The sequence below is a fragment of the Micromonospora phaseoli genome (genome assembly GCF_900109115.1).
Taxonomy (GTDB): domain Bacteria; phylum Actinomycetota; class Actinomycetes; order Mycobacteriales; family Micromonosporaceae; genus Micromonospora; species Micromonospora phaseoli.
Window position 1 is genome coordinate 90843 of record NZ_FNYV01000003.1, and the last position, 21609, is coordinate 112451.

13 protein-coding genes and 1 pseudogene are annotated in these 21609 nt (G+C 71.6%); 7 read left to right on the top strand and 7 right to left on the bottom strand.

Annotation, left to right across the window (positions count from 1 at the left end):
- Both BMY89_RS08725 and BMY89_RS08730 read left to right on the top strand, forming a co-directional pair.
- Window positions 1–376, top strand: a pseudogene (locus BMY89_RS08725) (hypothetical protein); the annotation flags it as partial.
- Window positions 360–1049: a class F sortase gene (locus BMY89_RS08730; protein ID WP_092377794.1), complete on the top strand. Its 690-nt coding sequence runs from the start codon at window positions 360–362 to the stop codon at window positions 1047–1049. The pseudogene BMY89_RS08725 and the gene BMY89_RS08730, both read left to right, overlap by 17 nt.
- 108 nt (window positions 1050–1157) lie before the next feature.
- Here the strand turns inward: BMY89_RS08730 and BMY89_RS08735 are convergent, their stop codons facing one another.
- A complete protein-coding gene (locus tag BMY89_RS08735) occupies window positions 1158–6206 on the bottom strand; it encodes an NAD-glutamate dehydrogenase (protein WP_092377797.1) in 5049 nt (1682 codons plus the stop codon).
- Window positions 6207–6494: 288 nt separating this feature from the next.
- Here BMY89_RS08735 and BMY89_RS08740 point away from each other — a divergent pair, with 288 nt between their 5' ends.
- Window positions 6495–8447, top strand: coding sequence for a penicillin-binding transpeptidase domain-containing protein (locus BMY89_RS08740; protein ID WP_092377800.1), 1953 nt, complete (start codon window positions 6495–6497; stop codon window positions 8445–8447).
- 174 nt (window positions 8448–8621) lie between these two features.
- Here BMY89_RS08740 and BMY89_RS08745 read toward each other — a convergent pair whose 3' ends face one another.
- The 6 genes from BMY89_RS08745 to BMY89_RS08770 form a co-directional block, all read right to left on the bottom strand.
- Window positions 8622–9962: an arginase family protein gene (locus BMY89_RS08745; protein WP_307818769.1), complete on the bottom strand. Its 1341-nt coding sequence runs from the start codon at window positions 9960–9962 to the stop codon at window positions 8622–8624.
- Window positions 9963–10031: 69 nt separating this feature from the next.
- Window positions 10032–10943 carry a tetratricopeptide repeat protein gene (locus tag BMY89_RS08750; protein WP_092377802.1) on the bottom strand — a complete coding sequence of 304 codons (912 nt, stop codon included), beginning with the start codon at window positions 10941–10943 and terminating at the stop codon, window positions 10032–10034.
- A 101-nt stretch (window positions 10944–11044) separates the two neighbouring features.
- Complete coding sequence (locus BMY89_RS08755) at window positions 11045–12733, bottom strand: coenzyme B12-dependent isobutyryl-CoA mutase large subunit (RefSeq protein WP_092377805.1); 1689 nt, start codon at window positions 12731–12733, stop codon at window positions 11045–11047.
- Between the two features lie 103 nt (window positions 12734–12836).
- Window positions 12837–13229, bottom strand: a complete 393-nt coding sequence (locus BMY89_RS08760; RefSeq protein ID WP_372433340.1) for an Asp23/Gls24 family envelope stress response protein — start codon at window positions 13227–13229, stop codon at window positions 12837–12839.
- Window positions 13230–13328: 99 nt separating this feature from the next.
- Window positions 13329–14345 (bottom strand): methylmalonyl Co-A mutase-associated GTPase MeaB, encoded by a 1017-nt coding sequence (gene meaB / locus BMY89_RS08765; RefSeq protein ID WP_092377809.1) that lies wholly within the window; start codon window positions 14343–14345, stop codon window positions 13329–13331.
- Window positions 14342–15541, bottom strand: coding sequence for an acetyl-CoA C-acetyltransferase (locus tag BMY89_RS08770; RefSeq protein WP_092377812.1), 1200 nt, complete (start codon window positions 15539–15541; stop codon window positions 14342–14344). The genes meaB and BMY89_RS08770 overlap by 4 nt, the downstream gene beginning before the upstream one ends.
- Window positions 15542–15602: 61 nt before the next feature.
- On the opposite strand from BMY89_RS08770, the gene mce reads away from it, so the two are divergent.
- The 4 genes from mce to BMY89_RS08790 all read left to right on the top strand — a co-directional run bounded on the left by mce (window position 15603) and on the right by BMY89_RS08790 (window position 21593).
- Window positions 15603–16076, top strand: a complete 474-nt coding sequence (mce, locus tag BMY89_RS08775; RefSeq protein WP_092377814.1) for a methylmalonyl-CoA epimerase — start codon at window positions 15603–15605, stop codon at window positions 16074–16076.
- A 181-nt stretch (window positions 16077–16257) separates the two neighbouring features.
- Window positions 16258–17613 carry a crotonyl-CoA carboxylase/reductase gene (ccrA, locus tag BMY89_RS08780; protein WP_092377817.1) on the top strand — a complete coding sequence of 452 codons (1356 nt, stop codon included), beginning with the start codon at window positions 16258–16260 and terminating at the stop codon, window positions 17611–17613.
- 304 nt (window positions 17614–17917) lie between these two features.
- Entirely contained in the window at window positions 17918–19183 is a 1266-nt protein-coding gene (locus BMY89_RS08785; protein WP_092377819.1) for a cell division protein DivIVA, read from the top strand.
- A 175-nt stretch (window positions 19184–19358) separates the two neighbouring features.
- Window positions 19359–21593, top strand: coding sequence for a coiled-coil domain-containing protein (locus tag BMY89_RS08790; RefSeq protein WP_092377822.1), 2235 nt, complete (start codon window positions 19359–19361; stop codon window positions 21591–21593).
- Window positions 21594–21609 lie beyond the last annotated feature (16 nt).

The following is a 21609-nucleotide window of genomic DNA, read 5'->3' on the forward strand; positions in this document are numbered from 1 at the left end:
CGGCTGGTCCGGCGAGAAGTCCGAGGGCGGCTGGTCCGGCGAGGAGTCCGAGGGCGGCTGGTCGGGCGAGAAGCGCGACTGGGCCGACGAGGAGTCCGGCAAGGGCGACAGCTGGGAGCACGAGAAGGACTTCGTCTACTACGGCGAGGCCCGCGTAGCCAAGGACGCCAAGCCCGGCACGTACGAGCTGGAGGGCTCCTGCGGCACCGGCGAGCTGGTGGTCCTGCCGCACGGTGGGGTCGACGGTGGTGACGGCGGCGTGGCCACCGGCACCGACCGGGGCCTGGCCACCGCCGGTGCGGGTCTGGTCGGCGCGGCCGCCCTTGGCGGGCTCGTGCTGATGCGCCGCCGCCGGGTCGATGAGTTCGCGGCCTGACACGACGGCGAGACGGGCCGACGGCCGTCACGGTAGACCGTGGCGCGCCGTCGGCGCCGCCGTCGTCGTCATGGTCGCCATGGTGGGCGCCGGGATGATCGGCGCAGCGCTGAAGACCGCTGAGGCCGACCGACCGCCCCAGCCGGCGGCGCGGGCCGGGGCGGGGACGTCCGATCCCACGCGGACCGGCGGCGCGGAGCCGACACCGGCGGGCCTGCCCCGCTCCGCCCCCACCGCCATCAGCATCCCCCGCATCGGCGTCGACGCGCAGATCATGGCGCTCGGCACCAACCCCGACGGCACCGTCGAGGTTCCTCCACTCGACCAGGCCATGTTGGCCGGCTGGTACGAGCCGGGGCCGAGCCCGGGAGAGCCGGGCAACGCCGTCATCGTCGGGCATGTGGACTCGGCCGCGATCGGTGCCGCCGTCTTCTTCTCCCTCGGCGCCCTGCAACCCGACGACTCCATCACCGTCCACCGGGCCGATGGCACGGCGGCTCGCTTCCAGGTGGACTCGGTGGCCTCCTACCCGAAGGACGCCTTCCCCACCGAGCAGGTGTACGGGCCCGCCGACCGGCCCGGGCTGCGGGTGGTCACCTGCGGCGGCGTCTTCGACGAGACGCTGGGCGACTATCCGGAAAACGTGATCGTCTTCGCCTACCTGGTGGACTGAAAACCCACCACGACACTGACCCCAGCACGACGACGCGGGGCCCGGCGCACCCACCGCCGGACCCGCGTCGTCGATCATGAAGTTGTGGTGCCCGCGAAGGCGGGCGGGTCAGCTGGCGGCGGAGGTGCGGACGAGGGTACGGATCTGGCGGAGCAGCACCGAGAGGGCCGCCAGATCGGCGCGGGACTCGTCGAACTCACCCATCGCCCGTTGGGCGCGGTGGATGGAGGTGGCGTTCGACTGCTCCCACTGCTGCACCCGGTCGTACGGAACAAGATCCTCCGGGGTTGAGTCGAGCACCTCCGCGGTGAGCGCGGCCAGCGCGGCGTACAGGTCGTAGCGCAGCGCCATCCGGGCGAGCGTCTGCCACCGGTCCTCGCGGGGCAGCAGGGAGATCTTCGACAGCAGCGAGTCGACCCGGAACCGGTCGGAGAGCACGAAGTAGACCGACGCCACCTCGCCCACGTCCCGCCCGGTGCGGGCAGCCGTCTCCACCACGTCCAGCAGGCCGAAGCTGTACATCAGCCGGGTGCTCCGCTCGGCCAGCTCACGCGGCACGCCGAGCCCGCTGGTCGAGTCGATGTGCGCGGCGATGGCATCCCGCTCGCTGCCGTAGAACAGCGTCTCCAACCGTGGCAGCAGTTGGGCCACCCCGTCGCGCAACCGAGCGATCTCCGCGGGCACGTCGATCGGCGAGCGACGGTTGGTGACCAGCCAGCGCACCGCCCGGTCGAGCAGCCGCCGGGTGTCCAGGTAGACGCTGGTCTGCAACTGCGGGTCGATCCGGCTGTCCAGCGCCTCGACCGCGTCCCACAGTTGGCGCAGCCCGAACACCTCGCGGACCACCACGTACGCCCGGATCACGTCCGCCGCCGGCACGGCGGTCTCCTCGACCACCCGGAAGACGAACGAGATGCCGCCCCGGTTGATCGCCTCGTTGACGAGCACGGTGGTCACGATGTCGCGGCGCAGCCGGTGCCGGCCCATCCGGTCGGCGAACCGCTCCCGCATCGGCGTCGGGAAGTAGTTGACCAACACTTCGTTGGTCCACTCCTCGTCGGCCAGTCCCTCGGTGAGGATCTCCTTCTCCAGGGCGATCTTCACGTAGGCGAGCAGCACCGCGAACTCCGGTGCGGTCAGCCCGGACTCGGCCCGTACCGCCAGCTCCTCGTCCGGCGGCAGCGCCTCCAGTGCCCGGTCCAGCGTCCCGGAACGCTCCAGCTCCGTGATCATCCGACGGTGCACCGGCAGCAGCGAGGTGGCCTGGGCCTGGGAGTTGTTGATCGCCCGGGCCTGGTCGTAGTTGTCCCGTAGCACCAGCTCGGCGACCTCTTCGGTCATCCGGGCCAGCAGCTCGTCCCGCTCCGGAACGGTCAGCTCGCCGTCGGCGACCGCGGTGTTCAGCAGGATCTTGATGTTCACCTCGTGGTCGGAGCAGTCCACCCCGGCCGCGTTGTCGATGAAGTCGGTGTACATCCGGCCGCCCGCCTGGGCGTACTCGATCCGGCCGTGCTGGGTGAAGCCGAGGTTGCCGCCCTCGCCGACCACCCGGCAGCGCAGGCTGCGGCCGTCCACCCGGATCGCGTCGTTGGACTTGTCGCCCACCTCGGCGTTGGTCTGGCTGGACGCCTTGACGTACGTGCCGATCCCGCCGTTCCAGAACAGGTCGACCGGCGCGGTGAGGATGGCCTTCATCAACTCCTGCGGGCTCAACTGCTCGACGTCGTCGTCCAACCCGAGCGCCGCGCGGACCTGCGGCGACAACGGCACCGACTTGGCCGTACGCGGATAGATCCCACCACCGACGGAGATCAGCTCGGTGTTGTAGTCCTCCCACGTCGAGCGGGACAGTTCGAACAACCGCTTGCGCTCGACGAACGACGAGGCTGCGTCCGGATCCGGGTCCAGGAAGATGTGCCGGTGGTCGAAGGCGGCCACCAGCCGGATGTGCTCCGACAGCAGCATCCCGTTGCCGAACACGTCTCCGGACATGTCGCCGACCCCGACCACGGTGAAGTCCTGGCTCTGGGTGTCGTGGCCCAGCTCCCGGAAGTGGCGCTTGACCGACTCCCAGGCGCCCCGCGCGGTGATGCCCATCTTCTTGTGGTCGTAGCCCGCCGAACCGCCCGAGGCGAACGCGTCACCCAACCAGAAGCGGTGCTCGGTGGAGATCTCGTTGGCGATGTCGGAGAACGACGCGGTGCCCTTGTCAGCCGCCACCACCATGTACGGGTCGTCACCGTCGTGCCGGACCACGTCCTCCGGCGGCACGATCTCACCGGCCACGATGTTGTCCGTGACGTCCAGCAGCGCCGAGATGAACTCCTTGTAGCAGACGACGGCCTCGTCCCGGTCGCCCGGGCGCTGCTTGAGCACGAAGCCGCCCTTGGCACCCACCGGCACGATCACGGCGTTCTTCACCATCTGCGCCTTGACCAGGCCGAGCACCTCGGTGCGGAAGTCCTCGCGCCGGTCCGACCAGCGCAGGCCGCCCCGGGCCACCGGCCCGAAGCGCAGGTGCACCCCCTCGAAGCGCGGCGAGTACACGAAGATCTCGAACTTCGGCCGCGGTGCGGGCAGCTCGGGGATCGCCTGCGGGTCGAGCTTGAACGCCACGTACGGCTTCGGCCGCCCACCGACCGGCTTCTGGTAGAAGCTGGTCCGCAGGGTGGCCTGGATCAGGGTCAGGTACGACCGCAGGATCCGGTCCTGGTCGAGGCTGGCCACGTCGTCGAGCGCGGCACGGATCTCGGCCACCAGCTCGGCGCTGCGCCGCGCCCGCGCGTCGTGGTGGCCCGGCTCGAACCGCGTCTCGAAGAGCTGCACCAGCAACGTGGCGATGCCCGGGTAGGCGATGAAGGTCGACTCCATGTAGTCCTGCGAGAAGACCGTGCCCGTCTGGCGCAGATACTTCGCGTACGCCCGCAGCACCACCACCTGACGCCAGGTGAGCCCGGCGCGCAGCACCAGCTCGTTGAAGCGGTCCACCTCGGCCTCGCCCCGCCACGCCGCCGCGAAGGCGTTCTCCACGTGCGGGCGTACCTCGGCCAGTTGCTGGTGCCCCTCGGGTAGCCGCAGCCCGAAGTCGTAGAGCCAGATCCGGCCGTCGACGCGCTCCACCTCGTAGGGGTGCTCGTCGACCACCTTCACGCCGAGCGAGTGCAGCACCGGCAGCACCGCCGAGAGCATCATCGGCTCGCCGTAGCGGTAGACCTTGAACCGGACGTCCATCGACTCGTCGACGTCCAGGCCCCGACCGGCGGCGCGCGGCACCAACTGCTTACGGAACAGGTGCATCTCCAGCTGGCCGGGCTCCTCCAGCAGCTCCAGCTTGGCCAGGTCCTTCATCGCCTCGTACGGCGTGTGTCCGTCCTTGTAGCCCTCCGGGAACGCGTCGGCGTACCGGCCGAACAGGTGCTTGGCCTGCTCGTCGCCGAGCTTGCGCTCCAGCACCAGCCGGTAGTCGTCGTCCCACAGCCGGGTGGCGTCGGCCAGCTCCTCGGCGAGCAGATCGGCGTCGATGTCGCCGGGCGGGCTGGTCGGGTCGGTACGCACGATGAAGTGCACCCGGGCCAGCATCGACTCGGTCACCCGGGTGGTGTAGTCCACCCCGACGCCGTTCAGCTCGCGCAGCAGGATGTCCTGCATGCGCAGCCGGTTCTGCGTGGTGAACCGGTCCCGGGGCAGGTAGATCAGGCAGGAGATGAACCGCCCGTACGCGTCCCGGCGCAGGAACACCCGCAGCTGCCGGCGACCGGCCATCCGCAACACACCGATCACCGCGTGGTACAGGTCGTCGGTCTTGATCTGGAACAGCTCGTCGCGCGGGTACGTCTCCAGGATCTGCATCAGGTCCTTGCCGGAGTGGCTGCGCAGGCTCAGCCCGGAGCGGTCCAGCACCTCGGCGACCTTGCGCCGGACCACCGGAAGCTCCTGCACGCTGGTCCGGTACGCGGCGGTGGAGAACAGGCCGAGGAACCGTCGCTCGCCGACCACCTCGCCGTTGCCGTCGAAGATCTTGAAACCGATGTAGTCCAGGTACGCCGAGCGGTGCACGGTGGCCCGCGAGTTCGCCTTCGTGATGATCAGCAGACGCTTCTCGGTGACCTTGTCGTGTGCCTCCGGCGTCATCGACGACAGGGCCCGGGCCTCCGGCGAGTCCTGCCGCAGGATGCCCAGTCCGGTGCCGAGCACCGCCTCCAGGGCGGGACCGCCACCGGCCGCGTCCGGCAGCAGCCGGTACTCCCGGTAACCGAGGAAGGTGAAGTGGTCATGGGCGAGCCAGCGCAGCAGCTCCACCGAGTCGGTGATGTCCTTCTCCGGCACCGGCGGCCGATTGTCGCTGGTCCGCGCGGCGGCCAACTCCTCGGCGAACGCCAGGGCCCGCTGGCGCATCTTCGGCCAGTCCTCGACGGCCTCCCGCACGTCGGTGAGCACCCGCTGCAACTCCCGGCGCAGCTTGTCCCGCACGTCCGGGTCGCGGACCGGGTCGATCTCGATCCGCATCCAGCTCTCGACCAGGTCACCGGCGATCGCGTCGTCCGGCTCCACGTCGGCGGCGACCTCCACCAACCGACCCAACGGCTCGCGGCGCACCACGACCAGCGGGTGCACCAGCAGGTGCACGTCCAGATGGTGGGTGTTGAGCAGGGCGGTCACCGAGTCGACCAGGAACGGCATGTCGTCGGTGACGATCTCGATCACGCTGTGGTGCTGCTCGGCGTCGGGTGAGTGGATCCGCAGCTTCAACTCGCCCGGCACCCGCTGCTGGGCCAGCTCCCGATGCGCGCGGGCGGCGTCGAGCATCTCACCGGCGGTGAACCCGATCAGCTCCTCGTCCGGCGCGAACCGCCAGAAACGACCCACCAGGGTCGCCGCGTCGTGGTCGTCGCCGGCCAACGCCACCGCCTGCGCCACCAGCCGCTCGGCGTTGGGCACCGGCTCGTCGAGTTCGGCGTCCTCCACGTCGTCCGCCAGCGCCTCTGGCGGCAGACCCAGGTCGTAGAGGGTGTCGATGCTCGAACCGGTCATCCCGGTCACTCCTGTGTCGAGTCGGCCGAGGCCGTCCCCGTCGGTCGCCGTGTCGAAGCTGTCGTCCCGGCCGGTGTCAGCCTGCCGGAGGTCGGGTCCCGGTTTGATCGCCGGACGCCGGTCCATCGGTGCCACTCCCCTCGACCCACAACGCTGTGGGTCACTCTGCCGCCAAGCCTAGGCCGACCGAGGAGTTCCTCCATCGGTGGACCACCGGCCCGACGTCCGGATCTGGCGACGTCGTCCTTTCACCCGTTGCGGTACGAGGTTCGGCCGGGTTCGGAGTACCCCGCTTGATGTTGTTCATCACACCGTCACCGGATCGTCTTTTCACCGGTCGGGCTCGGGCGGGGCAGTGCCGGAAGCGTGGGCGTACTAGCGTGCGAGGCAGCCCGACCAGGAGGAAACACCCCGATGCACCGTCCGCAACGCCCACATCGCAGCAAGTCACGGTTCGGCGTCTTCGCCGCCTGCCTGGTCGCCGCGACCGGCCTGGTCGCCTGCTCCGGCGAGGACGGGCCGCAGCGCAGCGTCGACGCCTTCCTGGCCGGCTGGCGTTCGGGCGACCTACAGGCCGTCGGCTTCGTCGACCCGACCGGGGCCAAGATCGCCGCCGCCGACGTGGCGCGGGAGATCAAGGACCTCTCCGGCGAGTTGGCCGGCACGCCGCCGACGCTGAGCCGGCAGGGTGACCCCGAGGTGGTCCAGAACACCGCGACCGCCACGATCCGGGTCGAATGGGCGTTACCGGGCGAGACGAACTGGACGTACGACCGGCCGGTGCGACTCACCCAGGGCCGCGACGACCAGTGGCAGGTCATCTGGGAGCCGCAGATCGTGCAGGAGCAGCTCACCCGCGGCGACCGTCTCGGGCTCAGCCGGGACGCCGCCGAGCGCGCCGCAGTGCTGGACGGCGCGGGCGAGCCGATCGTGACGCCACGCGCGGTGGTCCGGGTACGGCTGCACCCCCGCGCGGTGACCGACGTCGAGGCCGTGACCCGCGAGCTGGACCAGGCGTTCCGGGCGATCCGGCCGGCGATCACCCCACCGGTCGACCTCAGCAACCTGGCGAAGCGGCTCGACGAGGCCGACCCGGACGGACTCGTCGAGGTGGTCACCCTGCGCGACGAGGCGTACCGGCAGATCAAGCCACGCATCTACGACCTGCCGGGGACGCAGTTCCGCGCCGAGAAGCCGAACCTCGCCCCCACCCGCGAGTTCGCCCGGGCGGTGCTCGGCTCCGTCGACCCGGCGCAGGCCGACGACCTCGCCGAGTTCCCCGACCGCTACTCCCCCGGCGACCTGGTCGGGCACGGCGGGTTGCAGGAGCGGTGGGACGAGCGGCTACGCGGTGTGCCCGGACTCAACGTGATCATCAAGCGGCCAGGGTCGGACGGGACGCTGGAGCCCACCGGCACGGAGGTGTTCCGGCGTGAACCGCAGCCGGGCCAGCCGCTGCGGACCACCCTCGACGTGGCCGCCCAGAACGCCGCCGACCAGGCACTGCGCGCGGAGCGCAAGCGGTCGGCCCTGGTGGCCGTACGGGTCAGCGACGGCGCGGTGCTCGCCGCCGCCAACGGCCCCGGCGCCGCCGGTGAGAACCTGGCCTTCACCGCTCAGGTGCCGCCGGGCTCCACGTTCAAGATGGTCAGCGCCCTGGGGCTGGTGGAGCGCGGTGCGGTGACCCCCGACACGACCGTCGACTGCCCCAGGACGCGCACCGTCGACGGACGCTCGTTCAAGAACTCCAACGACTTCGAGCTCGGCGAGGTGCCGTTCCGCACCGTCTTCGCCAAGTCCTGCAACACCGCCTTCGCCGCGCTCGCCCCGCAGTTGGGCGCGGACGGGCTCGCCGTCACCGGTCGGACCCTCGGCCTGGAGGGGCAGTGGAACGTGGGACTGGACGCGTTCACCGGCAAGATCTCCGCGGGCGGCGGCGCCACCGAGCAGGCCGCCGCAGCGATCGGGCAGGGTACGACCCTGGTCAGCCCGCTGGCCATGGCGGCGGCGACCGCCGCGGTGGCCAAGGGCAGCTTCATCGGGCCGAGACTGCTCCTCGATCCTGCCCCCGAGCCGGCGGCCGAGCCGGGCCCGGAGCTGAAGCCCGAGGCGGTGGCGGCGGTGCGCGAGATGATGCGCGAGGTGATCGTCAGCGGCACCGGCAGCGCCTTGAAGGATGTTCCGGGCGAGCCGGTGCACGGCAAGACCGGCACGGCCGAATACGACAACAACCCGAAGAACACCCACGCCTGGTTCGTGGGCTGGCAGGGCGATGTCGCGTTCGCGGTATTCGTGGAGAAGGGCGGCTCGGGCAGCGGCACGGCCGCACCGATCGCGGAACGCTTCCTGCGCGCCCTGTCCCGCTGACCCGCCACCCGAGCGATCCCGACCGCCAGCCGGGCGCAGATCAGGAGTGATCAACTTATTGTCGGCGCGATGGCGGGAACCGGGCGATCGGGATAGCGCCATACCGGCGGAACCGTGTGGATCACCCGCGACCCACGCCTCGCCCACCCGTGACACCGCAGGCGGGCGTACGGATCATGCCGTCAGGCCGCCTGACGCCGTCGAGGAGCGAGCGTCGCTCTCCCCGGACGGGCGGGAGTCGTCCTCACCGGAGAAGGTGGAGTCACGTCGCTCGGCCGAGTCGCCGACGCCCGGATCCGTGGCACCGGCCAACCCGCCGGCCAGGTCGCCCTCGGACGGCCGGCCATCCGGCGGGACCGAAGGCGGCCGGCGAAGCGAGCCCGGCCCCACCGAGAAGGCGACGCCATGTCGATCCTGGCCGGTCGAGAAGGCGAGGTCACGGGTATCCGGCCCGTCGTCCGGCTCGCCGGTCGACTGCCGGGGCGCAGGCACCGGGCCGTCCGACGACTCGGGACGCGACCCCGACGAGACCGGACGCAGCCGCGACGACAGCGGGCCGGGCAGGTCGGGCTGCTCGGGACGGAGCCGGGGCGGCACCGAGCCCGGAGCGGTGACCGGACGCAGGCCGGCCACCACGGTGTTGACGATCTCGGCGGCGTACGCACCGTCCGGGTCGTAGTCGGGGTCGAACACGGTCAGCTCGACGCCGAGGCAGTGCGGGGTGTCGACCAGCCCGGCGAGCAGGATCTCCAGCTCGGCGAAGGCGATGCCACCCGGGTCGGGCGCGTCGACCGCCGGCATCACGGCCGGGTCGAGCACGTCCACGTCCACGTGCACCCAGTAGCCGGCGCAGTCGGCGAGCTGCTCGTGCGCCCACTGGGCGGTACGCGCCGCCCCTTCGGCACGCAGCGCCGGCACCGGCCTGGTGACGATCCCGGCGGCCTGCAGGTCGAGCCGGTACTCGTCCTGGGCGCGGATGCCGAGCACCACCACGTCGATGTCCCGGAAGTAGGGACGCCGACCCTCGATGGCCGCCAGGTCGGCCTGGCCCCGTCCGGTGACCAGCGCCAGGTCCTCGCCCGCCGCCGCACCCACGTACGAGGCGTTGCCGGGGTGCCGGAAGTCGGAGTGGCCGTCGACGAAGATCAGACCGATCCGCCCGCCGACCGCCTCGCCGAGCCGATGCATGGCCAGCGCCGAGCCGAGCAGCACCGAGCAGTCGCCGCCGAGCACCACCGGGAACTCCCCCCGGTCGATGATCGCGCCGATCCGGTCCGCCAGCGCCGTGGTGTAGTCGGCGATCTCCCGGGCGTGACAGACGCCGTCGCCCGGCCGCCAGTCGCCGGCGTCATAGCGGGGTGGGGTCAGACAGCCGGCGTCGCGGGCCCGCAGCCGGGGCAGCAGGCCCTGGTCACGCAGCGCGCCGGGCGCCTTCCCACAGCCCGGCACCGAGGTGGGCGTGGGCGGGCGCAGACCGAGGTTGCTCGGCGCGTCGAGGACGGCGATCCGGCGCATCTTGGGCTCCCGTCCTCAGGTGTCGGGCGGGCCGGCGGCACGCCGGCCCGCGCTGGCGTGGCAGGTGGTTCAGAACAGGGCGCTGGCCAGTGCCCGGCGTGCCGAGGCGACCGCGGGATCCTCCGGCCCGGCGATGGTGAACAGGCCGACGAGATGCTGACGGACCTTCTCCCGGTCCTCGCCGCTGGTGCGCCGGACCAGCCCGACCAGTCGCTGGTACGCCTGTTCGGCCAGGCCGCTGAGAACTTCGATGTCGGCGGCGAGCAGTTGGGCGTCGACATCGTCCAGGTCGGCCGCCGCGGCGGAGAGCGCCGCCTGCGGGTCGGCGCCGGCCACCCGGCGGGCGAGTCCCACCTGGGCCAGACCGGCCTCCGCCGCGGCGTCCGCCGGGGTCTCGGCCAGGATCTTCCGGTACGCCCGCTCGGCGGCGTCCAGGTCACCGCTCATCAGGGCGTCGTCCGCCTCGTCGAGCCGAGGGTCCTCCGGCTCGGCCACGGCGACACCGCCGGCCTTGAGCACCGCCTGGATCCACTGCCGCAACTGCGGCTCGGGCACCACGCCGGAGAAGGCGTCCACCGGCTGCCCGCCGACCACCGCGTACACCATCGGGATGCCCTGGACCCGGAACATCTGCGCGAGCCGCGGGTTGGCGTCCACGTCGACCTTGGCGAGCACCCAGGCGCCGCCGCTCTCCACGGCAAGCCGCTCCAGCACCGGGGAGAGCTGCTTGCAGGGCTGGCACCACTCGGCCCAGAAGTCCACCACGACGGGTGTGGTCAGCGAGCGCTCCAGGACCTCGGTCTGGAAGGTCGCCTCGGTCACGTCGATGACGGTGGCTCCACCGGCAGCCGCACCGGGCATTGCGGCAGGGGGGCCGGCCTGGGTGGGAGCCGGGGCGGGACTGGGTGCAGGGGTGCGCAGCGCGCTGAGGTCGACCGCGCCGCGGGTGAAGATCGACGAGGTGATCCGTGGGTCGCTCATGGTTATCTAGTCTCGCACGCGATTTGCCGAACTCAGATCAACCACGACCCGCCCAGTTGCCACTGTCACCCCTGCCCAGCCGCCCCCCTGGGGCATGGCGGTCAGAACCGTGCCGGCTCGCGGTAAACGCCCCATTCGGCGCGCAGCGCGTCGCAGATCTCGCCGAGGGTGGCCTCGGCCCGGACGGCATCGAGCATCGCGGGAATCATGTTCTCCCCGGTGCGGCTCACCGCCACCATCGCCTCCACCGCGGCCCGTACCCGGGCGTCGTCCCGACCGCTCTTGCGCTCGGCGAGCACCCGGCGCTGTTCCAGCTCCACCTCGTGCGAGATGCGCAGGATCTCCAACTCCTTGGCGACGGTACCGGTGTGGCAGTTGACGCCGACGATCTTCTTGTCGCCCTTCTCCAGCGCCTGCTGGTACACGAACGCCGACTCGGCGATCTGGCCGGTGAACCAGCCGTCCTCGATGCCACGCAGGATGCCGGAGGTCATCGGACCGATGGCATGTGGGCCCTCGCCGCCGAGCGCGTGGATCCGCGCGAAGATCTCCTCCGCCTCGGCCTCGATCCGGTCGGTGAGCGCCTCGACGTACCACGACCCGCCCAGCGGGTCGGCCACGTTGGTCAGCCCGATCTCCTCCATCAGCACCTGCTGGGTACGCAGGGCGATCTCGGCGGAGGAGTCGGTCGGCAGCGCGAGAGTCTCGTCCAGGGCGTTGGTGTGCAGCGAGTTGGTGCCACCGAGCACCGCGGCCAGCGCCTCCACGGCGGTGCGTACCACGTTGTTGACCGGCTGCTGCGCGGTCAGCGACACACCGGCGGTCTGCGTGTGGAATCGCAGCCACAGCGCCTTCTCGCTGGTGGCGCCGTAGACGTCGCGCAGCCACCGGGCCCAGATCCGGCGGGCGGCGCGGAACTTTGCGATCTCCTCGAAGAAGTCGACGTGCGAGTCGAAGAAGAAGCTCAGCCCGGGAGCGAAGACGTTGACGTCCATCCCGCGGGACAGGCCCAACTCGACGTAGCCGAAGCCGTCGGCGAGGGTGTACGCCAACTCCTGCGCGGCGGTCGAGCCGGCCTCACGGATGTGGTAGCCGGAGACCGACAGCGGCTTGTAACGCGGGATCTCGGCCGCGCAGTACTCCATCAGGTCGCCGATCAGGCGCAGGTGCGGCTCGGGGTCGAAGAGCCACTCCTTCTGCGCGATGTACTCCTTGAAGATGTCAGTCTGCAGGGTGCCGTCCAGCGCCGACAGGTCGGCGCCCTGGCGCTCGGCGGCGACCAGGTACATGCAGAACACCGGCACGGCCGGGCCGGAAATGGTCATGCTCGTGGTCACCCCGGCCAGGTCGATGCCGTCGAAGAGCAGCTCCATGTCGGCGGCGCTGTCCACCGCCACTCCGCAGTGGCCCACCTCGCCGAGGGACTGCGGGTCGTCGGAGTCGCGGCCCATCAGGGTGGGCATGTCGAAGGCCACCGACAGGCCGCCACCACCGGCGCCGAGGATCATCTTGTAGCGCTCATTGGTCTGCCGGGCGTTGCCGAACCCGGCGAACTGCCGGATGGTCCAGGTCCGCCCCCGGTAACCGGTGGGGTGCAGCCCTCGGGTGTACGGGAACTCGCCGGGCCATCCGATCCGCTCGAAGCCCGGGTAGTCGGTGCCCTCCGGGGGCCCGTAGACCGGCTCGACGGGTGTCCCGGAGAGCGTGGTGAAATCGGCGTCCCGCTTGCGCGCTGCGTCGTAGCGGGCCTGCCAGCGGGCCCGCCCGGCAGCGATCTCGTCGGCGTTCATCCCGGGCTCCTCCTCGAGTCCTCGACTGACGTCGAGTGTAGAGCCCTTTCCTGAACGATCGGTAAGGCGGCTCGTACCGACCGGTAACCTGAGCTGCCCGAACTCAGGCGGCCGGACCGCCGATCGCCACGTCGTCCACCCGAATGTTGATCTCGTCGACCTGCAGCCCGTACGCCTCCACCGCCTGCGTCACCCCGGCCCGCACCGCCGAGGTCACCTCGGGCACCGAGTGCCCGGCGTCGATCACGATCACCAGGTTGATCACCGCGGCGCCGTTGGTGACGTGGGCCGAGCAGCCCCGACGGGCGTCGCCCACCTGGTCCAGCCCGACCCGGTCGAGCACCGCGTTGAAGAACCGGGCGACGTCGCCACCCAGCTCGACCACGCCGGGCACCGCCTTCGCCGCGGCCACCGCGATCTTCTCCACCACCTCGTCCGAGATGTCCGTACGACCGCCCGCCACCGCGTCCGGCGTCATCTGCAACTCCTGCGTCATCTCGTGGTCCATGCATCCCCCAGCGCCCGTCGCACCGCCCGCGCATCAACGCGGCGGTGCGAGCGTAACCGCCGGGGACGGTCCGCAGTGGACCCCGGCCTACCCGGAGAGCTGGGCGAGCAGCGCGTCGGCGGCGGCGTACGGGTCGCTCGCCCCGGCTGCCACCTCGGCGGCGAGCGCCGGAAGCTGGGTACCGTCGCGCAGCGAGCCGATCCGGGCGCGGAGCACGCCGAGCGCGATCGCCTCGATCTCGGCGGCGGCCCGTGCCTCGCGGCGGCGGCGCAGCTCGTCGTGCTCGACCAGCCAGCCACGGTGCTTGTCGATCGCGGCGGCGACGTCGTCGATCCCCTCACCACGGGTGGCGATCGCCCGCACCACCTGCGGACGCCACTGGCCCGGCCCGCGCTCACCGAGCGCGATCATGCCCTGGATGTCCCGGACGGTCGCGTCGGCGCCGTCCCGGTCGGCCTTGTTGACCACGAAGATGTCGGCGATCTCCAGGATGCCCGCCTTCACCGCCTGGATCGCGTCGCCCATGCCCGGTGCCAGCAGCACCAGCGTGGTGTCGGCCAGCGAGGCCACCTCGACCTCGGCCTGCCCGACGCCGACGGTCTCCACCAGCACCACGTCGCAACCGGCGCCCTCCAGCACCCGCACCGCCTGCGGCGTGGCCGCCGAGAGCCCGCCGAGGTGTCCCCGGCTGGACATCGAACGGATGTAGACGCCCGGATCGGTGGCGTGGTCCTGCATCCGCACCCGGTCGCCGAGGATCGCGCCGCCGGTGAACGGGCTGGACGGGTCGATGGCCAGTACGCCGACCCGGTGGCCCCGGGCCCGCAGCGCACGCACCAACTCGTTGGTGGTGGTCGACTTGCCCACCCCGGGGGAACCGGTCAGGCCGACCACCTGTGCCTGGCCGCTGTACGGCGCGAGCGCCGCCGCGATGCTCGGCACCGTCTCGTCGCCCGATTCGACCAGGGTGATCAGCCGGGCCACCGCGCGTGGGTCACCGTCGCGGGCCCGCTGCACCAGCGCGGGTACGTCCCGACTGCGGCGCACCGATCCGGTGGCCGCGGCCGGAGCCCCGCCGGTCGACTCGCTGCTCGTCGCGCTCACTGATCACTTTCGGCGCCGGCCGGCACATGGATGATCAGCGCGTCGCCCTGACCTCCGCCGCCACAGAGCGCGGCCGCCCCGGTGCCGCCACCGCGTCGCTTGAGCTCCATCGCGAGGGTGAGCACCAGCCGGGCGCCGGACATGCCGATCGGGTGGCCGAGCGCGATCGCGCCGCCGTTGACGTTGACCTTGTCGGGGCTGACCTCCAGGTCACGGATCGACTGGATGCCCACCTGGGCGAACGCCTCGTTGATCTCGATCAGGTCCAGGTCGGAGAGGCTCAGGCCGCCCTTGCGCAGGGCGTGCAGGATGGCGTTGGCCGGCTGCGAGTGCAGGGAGTTGTCCGGGCCGGCCACGTTGCCGTGCGCCCCGACCTCGGCCAGCCAGGTCAGGCCCAGCTCCTTCGCCTTCGCCTTGCTCATCACGACGACGGCCGCCGCGCCGTCGGAGATCGGCGAGGAACTACCCGCGGTGATGGTGCCGTCCTTCGCGAACGCCGGGCGGAGCTTGGCCAGGGAGTCGGCGGTCGTGTCCGGCCGGATGCCCTCGTCCTCGCTGATCACCAGCGGATCGCCCTTGCGCTGCGGGATGACCACCGGAGTGATCTCCTCGGCGAAGTGACCGTTCTTCTGCGCCGCGGCGGCCCGCTGGTGGCTGCTCGCGGCGAAGGTGTCCTGCTCCTGGCGGCTGATCCCCCGGGTGCTGCCGTGCCGCTCGGTGGACTCGCCCATCGAGCAGCAGTCCCACGCGTCGGTCAGCCCGTCGAGCGCCATGTGGTCCTTGATCACCACATCGCCGTACTTGTAACCGGCCCGCTGGCCGAGCAGCAGGTGCGGGGCGTTGGTCATCGACTCCATGCCGCCGGCGACCACGATGTCGAACTCACCGGCCCGGATCAGCTGGTCGGCCAGGGCGATCGCGTCCAGGCCGGAGAGGCAGACCTTGTTGATCGTCAGGGCCGGTACGGACATCGGGATGCCCGCCTCGACGGCCGCCTGCCGGGCGGGGATCTGCCCGGTACCGGCCTGGAGCACCTGACCCATGATCACGTACTGCACCTGGTCGGCGGCGACCCCGGCCCGTTCCAGGGCCGCGGCGATGGCCACCCCGCCGAGCTTCGTCGCCGGTAGGTCCTTGAGGTTGCCGAGCAGCCGCCCCATCGGGGTCCGCGCGCCGCTGACGATCACCGAAGCCATACCTGCCTCCGAGGGGGTGCCGAACTGTACGCCTTAACGATTGTTCGGCCAGACTAGCGCCATGCCTGAGAACTCCCCCGTCGAGCCCGCTGCCGACTATGTCACAGACATCGGTCTGCGCCGCATCGACCATGTCGGGATCGCCGTGGCCGACCTCGACGCCGCGATCGACTTCTACCAGCGGACGTTCGGCATGCGCTGCGTGCACGTCGAGACCAACACCGAGCAGGGCGTCCGTGAGGCGATGCTGGCGGTCGGGCCGAGCGCCGAGGGCGGCTGCGTACAGCTGCTCGCGCCGTTGACCGCGGAGTCGACGATCGCGAAGTTCCTGGACCGCAACGGCCCCGGCGTCCAGCAGGTGGCGTACACGGTGACCGACATCGACGCGGCCTGCGCGGCGCTGCGCGACCGCGGCCTGCGGCTGCTCTACGACGAGCCGAAGCGGGGGACCGCCGGCTCGCGGATCAACTTCGTCCATCCCAGGGACGCCGGTGGCGTGCTGGTGGAGTTGGTGCAGCCGGCCGCCGGACACTGACCGCGATGCACTTTTTCACATCGGACTTCCGACCCAAGCTACCGTTCAGTAACGTCCGCTCTCACAGGTAGCGCGGCCGGTGGGCGAATGTGTCGACGGCCGACATGGTGGTGGCCCGGCACCGGCCCCACCATGGCAGCTCCAGGCCCGCCGCCGGCGCGGCGAGAACCGGAGGTCAGGAGTGCAGGACATTCTCGAAGCCATCATGGCGGCGGAAGGCTCGGCCGACCCAGGACGCGAGTTGGCCGGCGTCGCCGGCCTGCCGGTACCGGAGAGCTACCGGGGCATGGTGGTGCGCGCCGACGAGACCCGCATGTTCGACGGCAGGGCCACCCGGGACAAGGATCCCCGCGAGGCGCTGCACCTACAGGAGGTGCCGACCCCCGAGCTCGGCCCCGGCGAGGCGCTGGTCGCGGTGATGGCCAGCGCGATCAACTACAACACCGTCTGGACCAGCATCTTCGAGCCGCTGTCCACCTTCAGGTTCCTTGAGCGCTACGGCCGCACCTCGGAGCTGGCCCGCCGGCACGACCTGCCGTACCACGTGGTCGGATCGGACGCGGCGGGCGTGGTGCTGCGGGTCGGTGCCGGTGTCAGCCGCTGGCGCCCGGGCGACGAGGTGGTCGCGCACTGCCTGTCGGTCGAGCTTGAGGACGCGGCCGGCCACGACGACACGATGCTCGACCCGCAGCAGCGGATCTGGGGCTTCGAGACCAACTTCGGCGGCCTGGCCGAACTGGCCGTGGTCAAGGCCAACCAGCTGATGCCCAAGCCGGCCCACCTGAGCTGGGAGGAGGCGGCCAGCCCCGGGCTGGTCAACTCGACGGCGTACCGACAGTTGGTGTCGCACCACGGCGCGAACATGAAGCAGGGCGACGTGGTGCTGATCTGGGGCGCCTCGGGCGGCCTGGGCGGCTACGCCACCCAGATGGCGCTGAACGGCGGCGCCATCCCGGTCTGCGTGGTCTCCTCGCCGCAGAAGGCGGAGCTGTGCCGGCGGATGGGTGCCGACCTGGTCATCGACCGCTCCGCCGAGGGCTTCCGGTTCTGGTCCGACGAGCAGACCCAGGACCAGAACGAGTGGCGCCGCTTCGGCGAGCGGATCCGGGAACTCACCGGCGGCGAGGACCCGGACATCGTCTTCGAGCACCCGGGCCGGGAGACCTTCGGCGCCAGCGTCTACGTCGCAAAGCGCGGCGGCACCATCGTCACCTGCGCCTCCACCAGCGGCTTCCTGCACCAGTACGACAACCGCTACCTGTGGATGCACCTCAAGCGCATCGTCGGCAGTCACTTCGCCAACTACCGGGAGGCGTGGGAGGCCAACCGGCTGGTGGCGCTGGGGAAGATCCACCCCACGGTGTCGAAGACGTACCCCCTGGCGGAGACCGGCCAGGCCGCGTACGAGGTGCACCGCAACGCCCACCAGGGCAAGGTCGGCGTACGTTGCCTGGCGCCCGAGGACGGACTCGGCGTACGCGACCCCGAGCTGCGCGCGCGGCACGTCGACGCCATCAACCTGTTCCGCGGGCGCTGACCGGAGCGGGCGCTGACCTGACGGACGAGGCACCGATGGCCTTTCGGTGAACCGCGATTGGCTTTCCACACACCCCGTCCGGCACCCATTCGTGCGATCCAGCGAGGTGGAAACAAAGGGCCGTGGGCTACCCCCCGCGGCCCTTTTCCACGTCACGCTCCGTGCCACCCGGCTCGCCCCGGAGCTGGCAAGATCGCCCATCGGCCCGGTGGTCCGTCGCTCCACGGAGTTGACCATGTATTAAGGACGGCAAAGGGAGGCACGCTCTTGCGAAGCACCCCGGGGGGTCTGCCAGTATGTCCCAATGCCCCAGCAGCAGTCCTCCCCTCTCGCGTTCTTCGATAACGCGAACTCGCAGCCAGATTTCACCGTTGGCCTGCGCGGATACAACACCGGTCAGGTCGACGACTTCATCGGCCGGCTGAACGGCGCGCTGAGCCAGGCCAACAAGGACCGCGCCGACGCCGAGCAGGCGCTCAACGACGCGCAGCGCCGGCTCCGGCAGTCCGAGCAGCGGCTCACGGCCCTTGAGCAGAAGCTCACCGACACCAGCAAGCAGCTGGAAGAGAACAGCCGACCCACCCTGTCCGGCCTCGGCACCCGGGTGGAGCAGATCCTCCGGCTCGCCGAAGAGCAGGCGAACGACCACCGCAACGAGGCCAAGCGCGAGTCGGAGGGGATCCTCTCCGCCGCCCGTCTCGAGGCTCGGGAGATCACCGACAAGGCGCGCGCCGAGGCGGCCGCGATGAAGGCCAACGCGGAGCGGGAGGCGGGCAACGTCCGCACGACCGCCGAGCGGGAAGCCGCCGAGGTCCGCGTCCAGGCCCGTCGTGAGGCCGACACGCTGCGCGCCGACGCCGAGCGGGAGACCAAGCAGCAGCGCACGGTGACCGCCCACGAGGTCGCCGAGCTGAAGTCGACCGTGGAGCGGGAGGTGGCCACCCTGCGCGCCACCGCCGAGCGGGAGATCACCCAGCAGCGGGCCAAGGCCGCCCGCGAGGCCGAGGACAAGCGCGCCGAGGCGACCAAGCTGCTCACCGACGCCCGCGACAAGCGCGACAAGGACCTCCAGGCACTGGACCTCCAGCTCGCCGAGCGTCGGGAGAAGGCCGAGCGCGAGGAGTCGGAGCGGCACGCCGCCCAGGTCGCGCAGACCCAGAAGCTGGTCAGCGAGGCCGAGCAGCGGGCCCGGGCCGCCCAGGAGCGGGCCAAGGAGATCGAGCAGCGCGCCGAGGCCCGTCGGGTCGAGTCGGAGCGCAACGCCACCGAGACGGTCGAGAAGGCCAAGGCGCTTGCGGACCGGACGCTGAACGAGGCGCGCGCCGAGTCGCAGCGTCTGCTCAACGAGGCGCGCACCGAGGCGGAGCTGACCACTCAGGCGGCTCGCCGCGAGGTCGAGGACCTCACCCGGCAGAAGGACGCCGTCACCTCGCAGCTCGGGCAGATGCTCTCCGGTCTGGCCGGCATCGTCCCGGGCGTGCCCGCCGCGAACGCGGCCGGCACGGACAAGCCGGCCGCCAAGAAGGCGGACGACGCCGACGACAAGGTGGCCGCAGAGACCGCCGGCTGAGGCGAATCCACCGGGGCATGACCACGGCGCGGGGTGGCATCGGGTGACCGGTGACACCCCGCGCCGCCCTGCGTCCAGGAACCTACCGGTACCGGCCCTCCCGATGCGCGAAGTAGGTCCCAACAGGGGCGTCCGTATCGCCCCAGGAGGGCCCGATGCGTGTGAGGATGGGAGCATGTCGCACGGCGAGGAACTCTTCGCGCTCGGCGGGGACGTGACCACGGAGCCCAGCTTCGAGTCCGCCCTACGGGGGTACGAGAAACGACAGGTCGACCGCTACGTCGCTCGTGCGGAGCACGAGATCGCCGCGCTCGCGGCCGAGCGTGAACAGGCGTACACACAGATCCACAAGCTGGCCGGCCAGGTCGAGGTGCTGCAGCGCGACCTCGCCCAGGTACGCAAGCAGGTCGGCGCCGTCGACCGGGCCGCGTTCCGGCACCTCGGTCCACGGGTGGAGCAGATCCTCACGCTGGCCGAGGAGCAGGCCGAGGACATCCTCACCGCCGCGCACGAGGAGATCGAGGCCCGCCGGGCCACCGCCGAGCACATCATCGAAGAGGCCCGGGTCGAGGCCGCCAGGGCACTCAAGGACTTCGAGATCGCCCTGGCCGCCCGCCGTGCCGAGGAGGAGCGGCACGCCGCGACCCGCCGGGCGCAGGCGGAGGCCGCCAGCCGAGCGGCCGAAGAGGAGGCCGCCCGGCTGCGCAAGACCGCCCAGGAGGCGCTGGCCAAGGCCGAGCAGGAAGCCACCCAGCTGCGCGACGCCGCCAAGGAGATCCACACCCGGGCCCAGCAGGAGGCGACCCGGCTGCGCGAGTCGGCCCGCGAGGCACACGCCAACGCCCAGCAGGAGGCGACGCAGCTGCGCGACGCCGCCAAGGAGGTGCACGCCAACGCCCAGCAGCAGGCCAAGCGCCTGGTCGACCAGGCCACCGAGGCCGGGCGGGCCACCCACGCCAAGGCCAGCCAGGAAGCCAAGCAGATCATCGACGACGCCTCCGAGGCCGGTCGGGCCGCCCGCAACAAGGCCCGCCAGGAGGCCGAGCGGCTGACCACCCAGGCGACCGAGGCGGCCCGTCGCACCCGCGCCGAGACCGAGGCGTACGCCCAGCGGATGCGCGGTGAGACCGAGGCCTACGTGCAGCACGCCCGGGCACAGGCGCAGCAGGAGCTGGGCGCCTGGCGGGCCGGGGTGGAGAAGGAGGTCAACGGCCGGCGCGAGGCCGCTGACCGGGAGCTGGCCGAGCGCAAGGCGACCGCCGACCGCGAGTTCACCACCCGTCGTGACCAGTTGGAGAAGCAGTACAAGACGCGCAGCGCCGAGCTGGACGAGCGGATCCGCAGTCGCACCGCCGAGCTGGAGTCCGGGTTCGAGACCCGCCGTGCGGAGCTGGAGTCGGCGTACACCACGCGGCGTAACGAGATCGAGCAGGGCGCCGACCAGATCCGCCAGGCCGCCGAGCAGGACGCGGCCACCCTGCGGGAGCAGGCGCAGGAGCAGGCCGGCGAGCTGCTGCGGCAGGCCGAGACCGAGGTGGCCGAGAAGCGGCGCGAAGTCGACGAGTACGCCGCCACCACCCGCCGCGAGACCGACGAGTACGCCACCACCACCCGCCGCGAGGCCGACGACCACGTCACCGCGGTGCGCCGTGAGGCGGACGAGCACGTCGCGGCGTCCCGCCGCCAGTTCGAGGAGTACGCGGCCACCACGCAGCAACACCTGGCCACCACGCAGCAGCACCTGGCCGCGACCCAGCAGGAGGCGGCGTCCGGCCGCCAGCAGCTCGCCCAGGTGATGCTGGAGATCGCCAAGGCCCAGCAGCAGCTCGCCGACCTGCGCCAGGAGACCTGGAAGTCCCGGCAGGAGTCCGACGAGTTGCAGCGCAAGCTGCTCGACCTGCGGCTACAGGGGACCTCGGTGCCCGACGGCCCGACCTCGCCGGCACCGGCCGGCTCGGCCGCACCCGCCGGCCCGGTCGCGCCGACCGCAGCCGGTGCCGAATCGGTCAACGGCGGGCGCCCCGCCGGAGACAACGCCCTCGCCGTCCCCACCGCCAGCACGGCCAACGGCGTACGCCCGGCCGGTGACAACGTCCCCGCCGGGGCCTCGGCGAACGGTGGACGCCCCGCCGGCGACGAGGCCGGTCCGGCGACGAAGCCGGCGGCGGAGCCGGTCACCACGGTCGAGGACGCCTCGGCGACCAAACCCGCCACGGCACCGACCAGTATCGACGGTGGCACGGCGAGCGCCGGGGTCGACGGCGAACCGACGGTGGCGGCGGTACCGGGCGAGGGCGGCCGGGGCGCCACCCCGACGAAGATCACCAGCACCGGCGAGAACGGCAAGCGCCCGACCAAGCCGACCACCGACGAGCGCAGCGCCAAACCGAGCAAGGTCACCTCCGACTGACCGGCACCCGACCTGG

Excerpts from the sequence above, each read along its gene's own strand:
- BMY89_RS08735 (WP_092377797.1), bottom strand. The coding sequence starts at position 6,206 with ATGGACCGGCGTCCGGCGATCAAACCGGGACCCGACCTCCGGCAGGCT.
- BMY89_RS08740 (WP_092377800.1), top strand. The coding sequence starts at position 6,495 with ATGCACCGTCCGCAACGCCCACATCGCAGCAAGTCACGGTTCGGCGTC.
- BMY89_RS08730 (WP_092377794.1), top strand. The coding sequence starts at position 360 with ATGAGTTCGCGGCCTGACACGACGGCGAGACGGGCCGACGGCCGTCAC.
- mce (WP_092377814.1), top strand. The coding sequence starts at position 15,603 with ATGCCTGAGAACTCCCCCGTCGAGCCCGCTGCCGACTATGTCACAGAC.
- BMY89_RS08770 (WP_092377812.1), bottom strand. The coding sequence starts at position 15,541 with ATGGCTTCGGTGATCGTCAGCGGCGCGCGGACCCCGATGGGGCGGCTG.
- BMY89_RS08790 (WP_092377822.1), top strand. The coding sequence starts at position 19,359 with ATGTCGCACGGCGAGGAACTCTTCGCGCTCGGCGGGGACGTGACCACG.
- BMY89_RS08750 (WP_092377802.1), bottom strand. The coding sequence starts at position 10,943 with ATGAGCGACCCACGGATCACCTCGTCGATCTTCACCCGCGGCGCGGTC.
- BMY89_RS08755 (WP_092377805.1), bottom strand. The coding sequence starts at position 12,733 with ATGAACGCCGACGAGATCGCTGCCGGGCGGGCCCGCTGGCAGGCCCGC.
- BMY89_RS08745 (WP_307818769.1), bottom strand. The coding sequence starts at position 9,962 with ATGCGCCGGATCGCCGTCCTCGACGCGCCGAGCAACCTCGGTCTGCGC.
- BMY89_RS08760 (WP_372433340.1), bottom strand. The coding sequence starts at position 13,229 with ATGACGCAGGAGTTGCAGATGACGCCGGACGCGGTGGCGGGCGGTCGT.
- BMY89_RS08785 (WP_092377819.1), top strand. The coding sequence starts at position 17,918 with ATGCCCCAGCAGCAGTCCTCCCCTCTCGCGTTCTTCGATAACGCGAAC.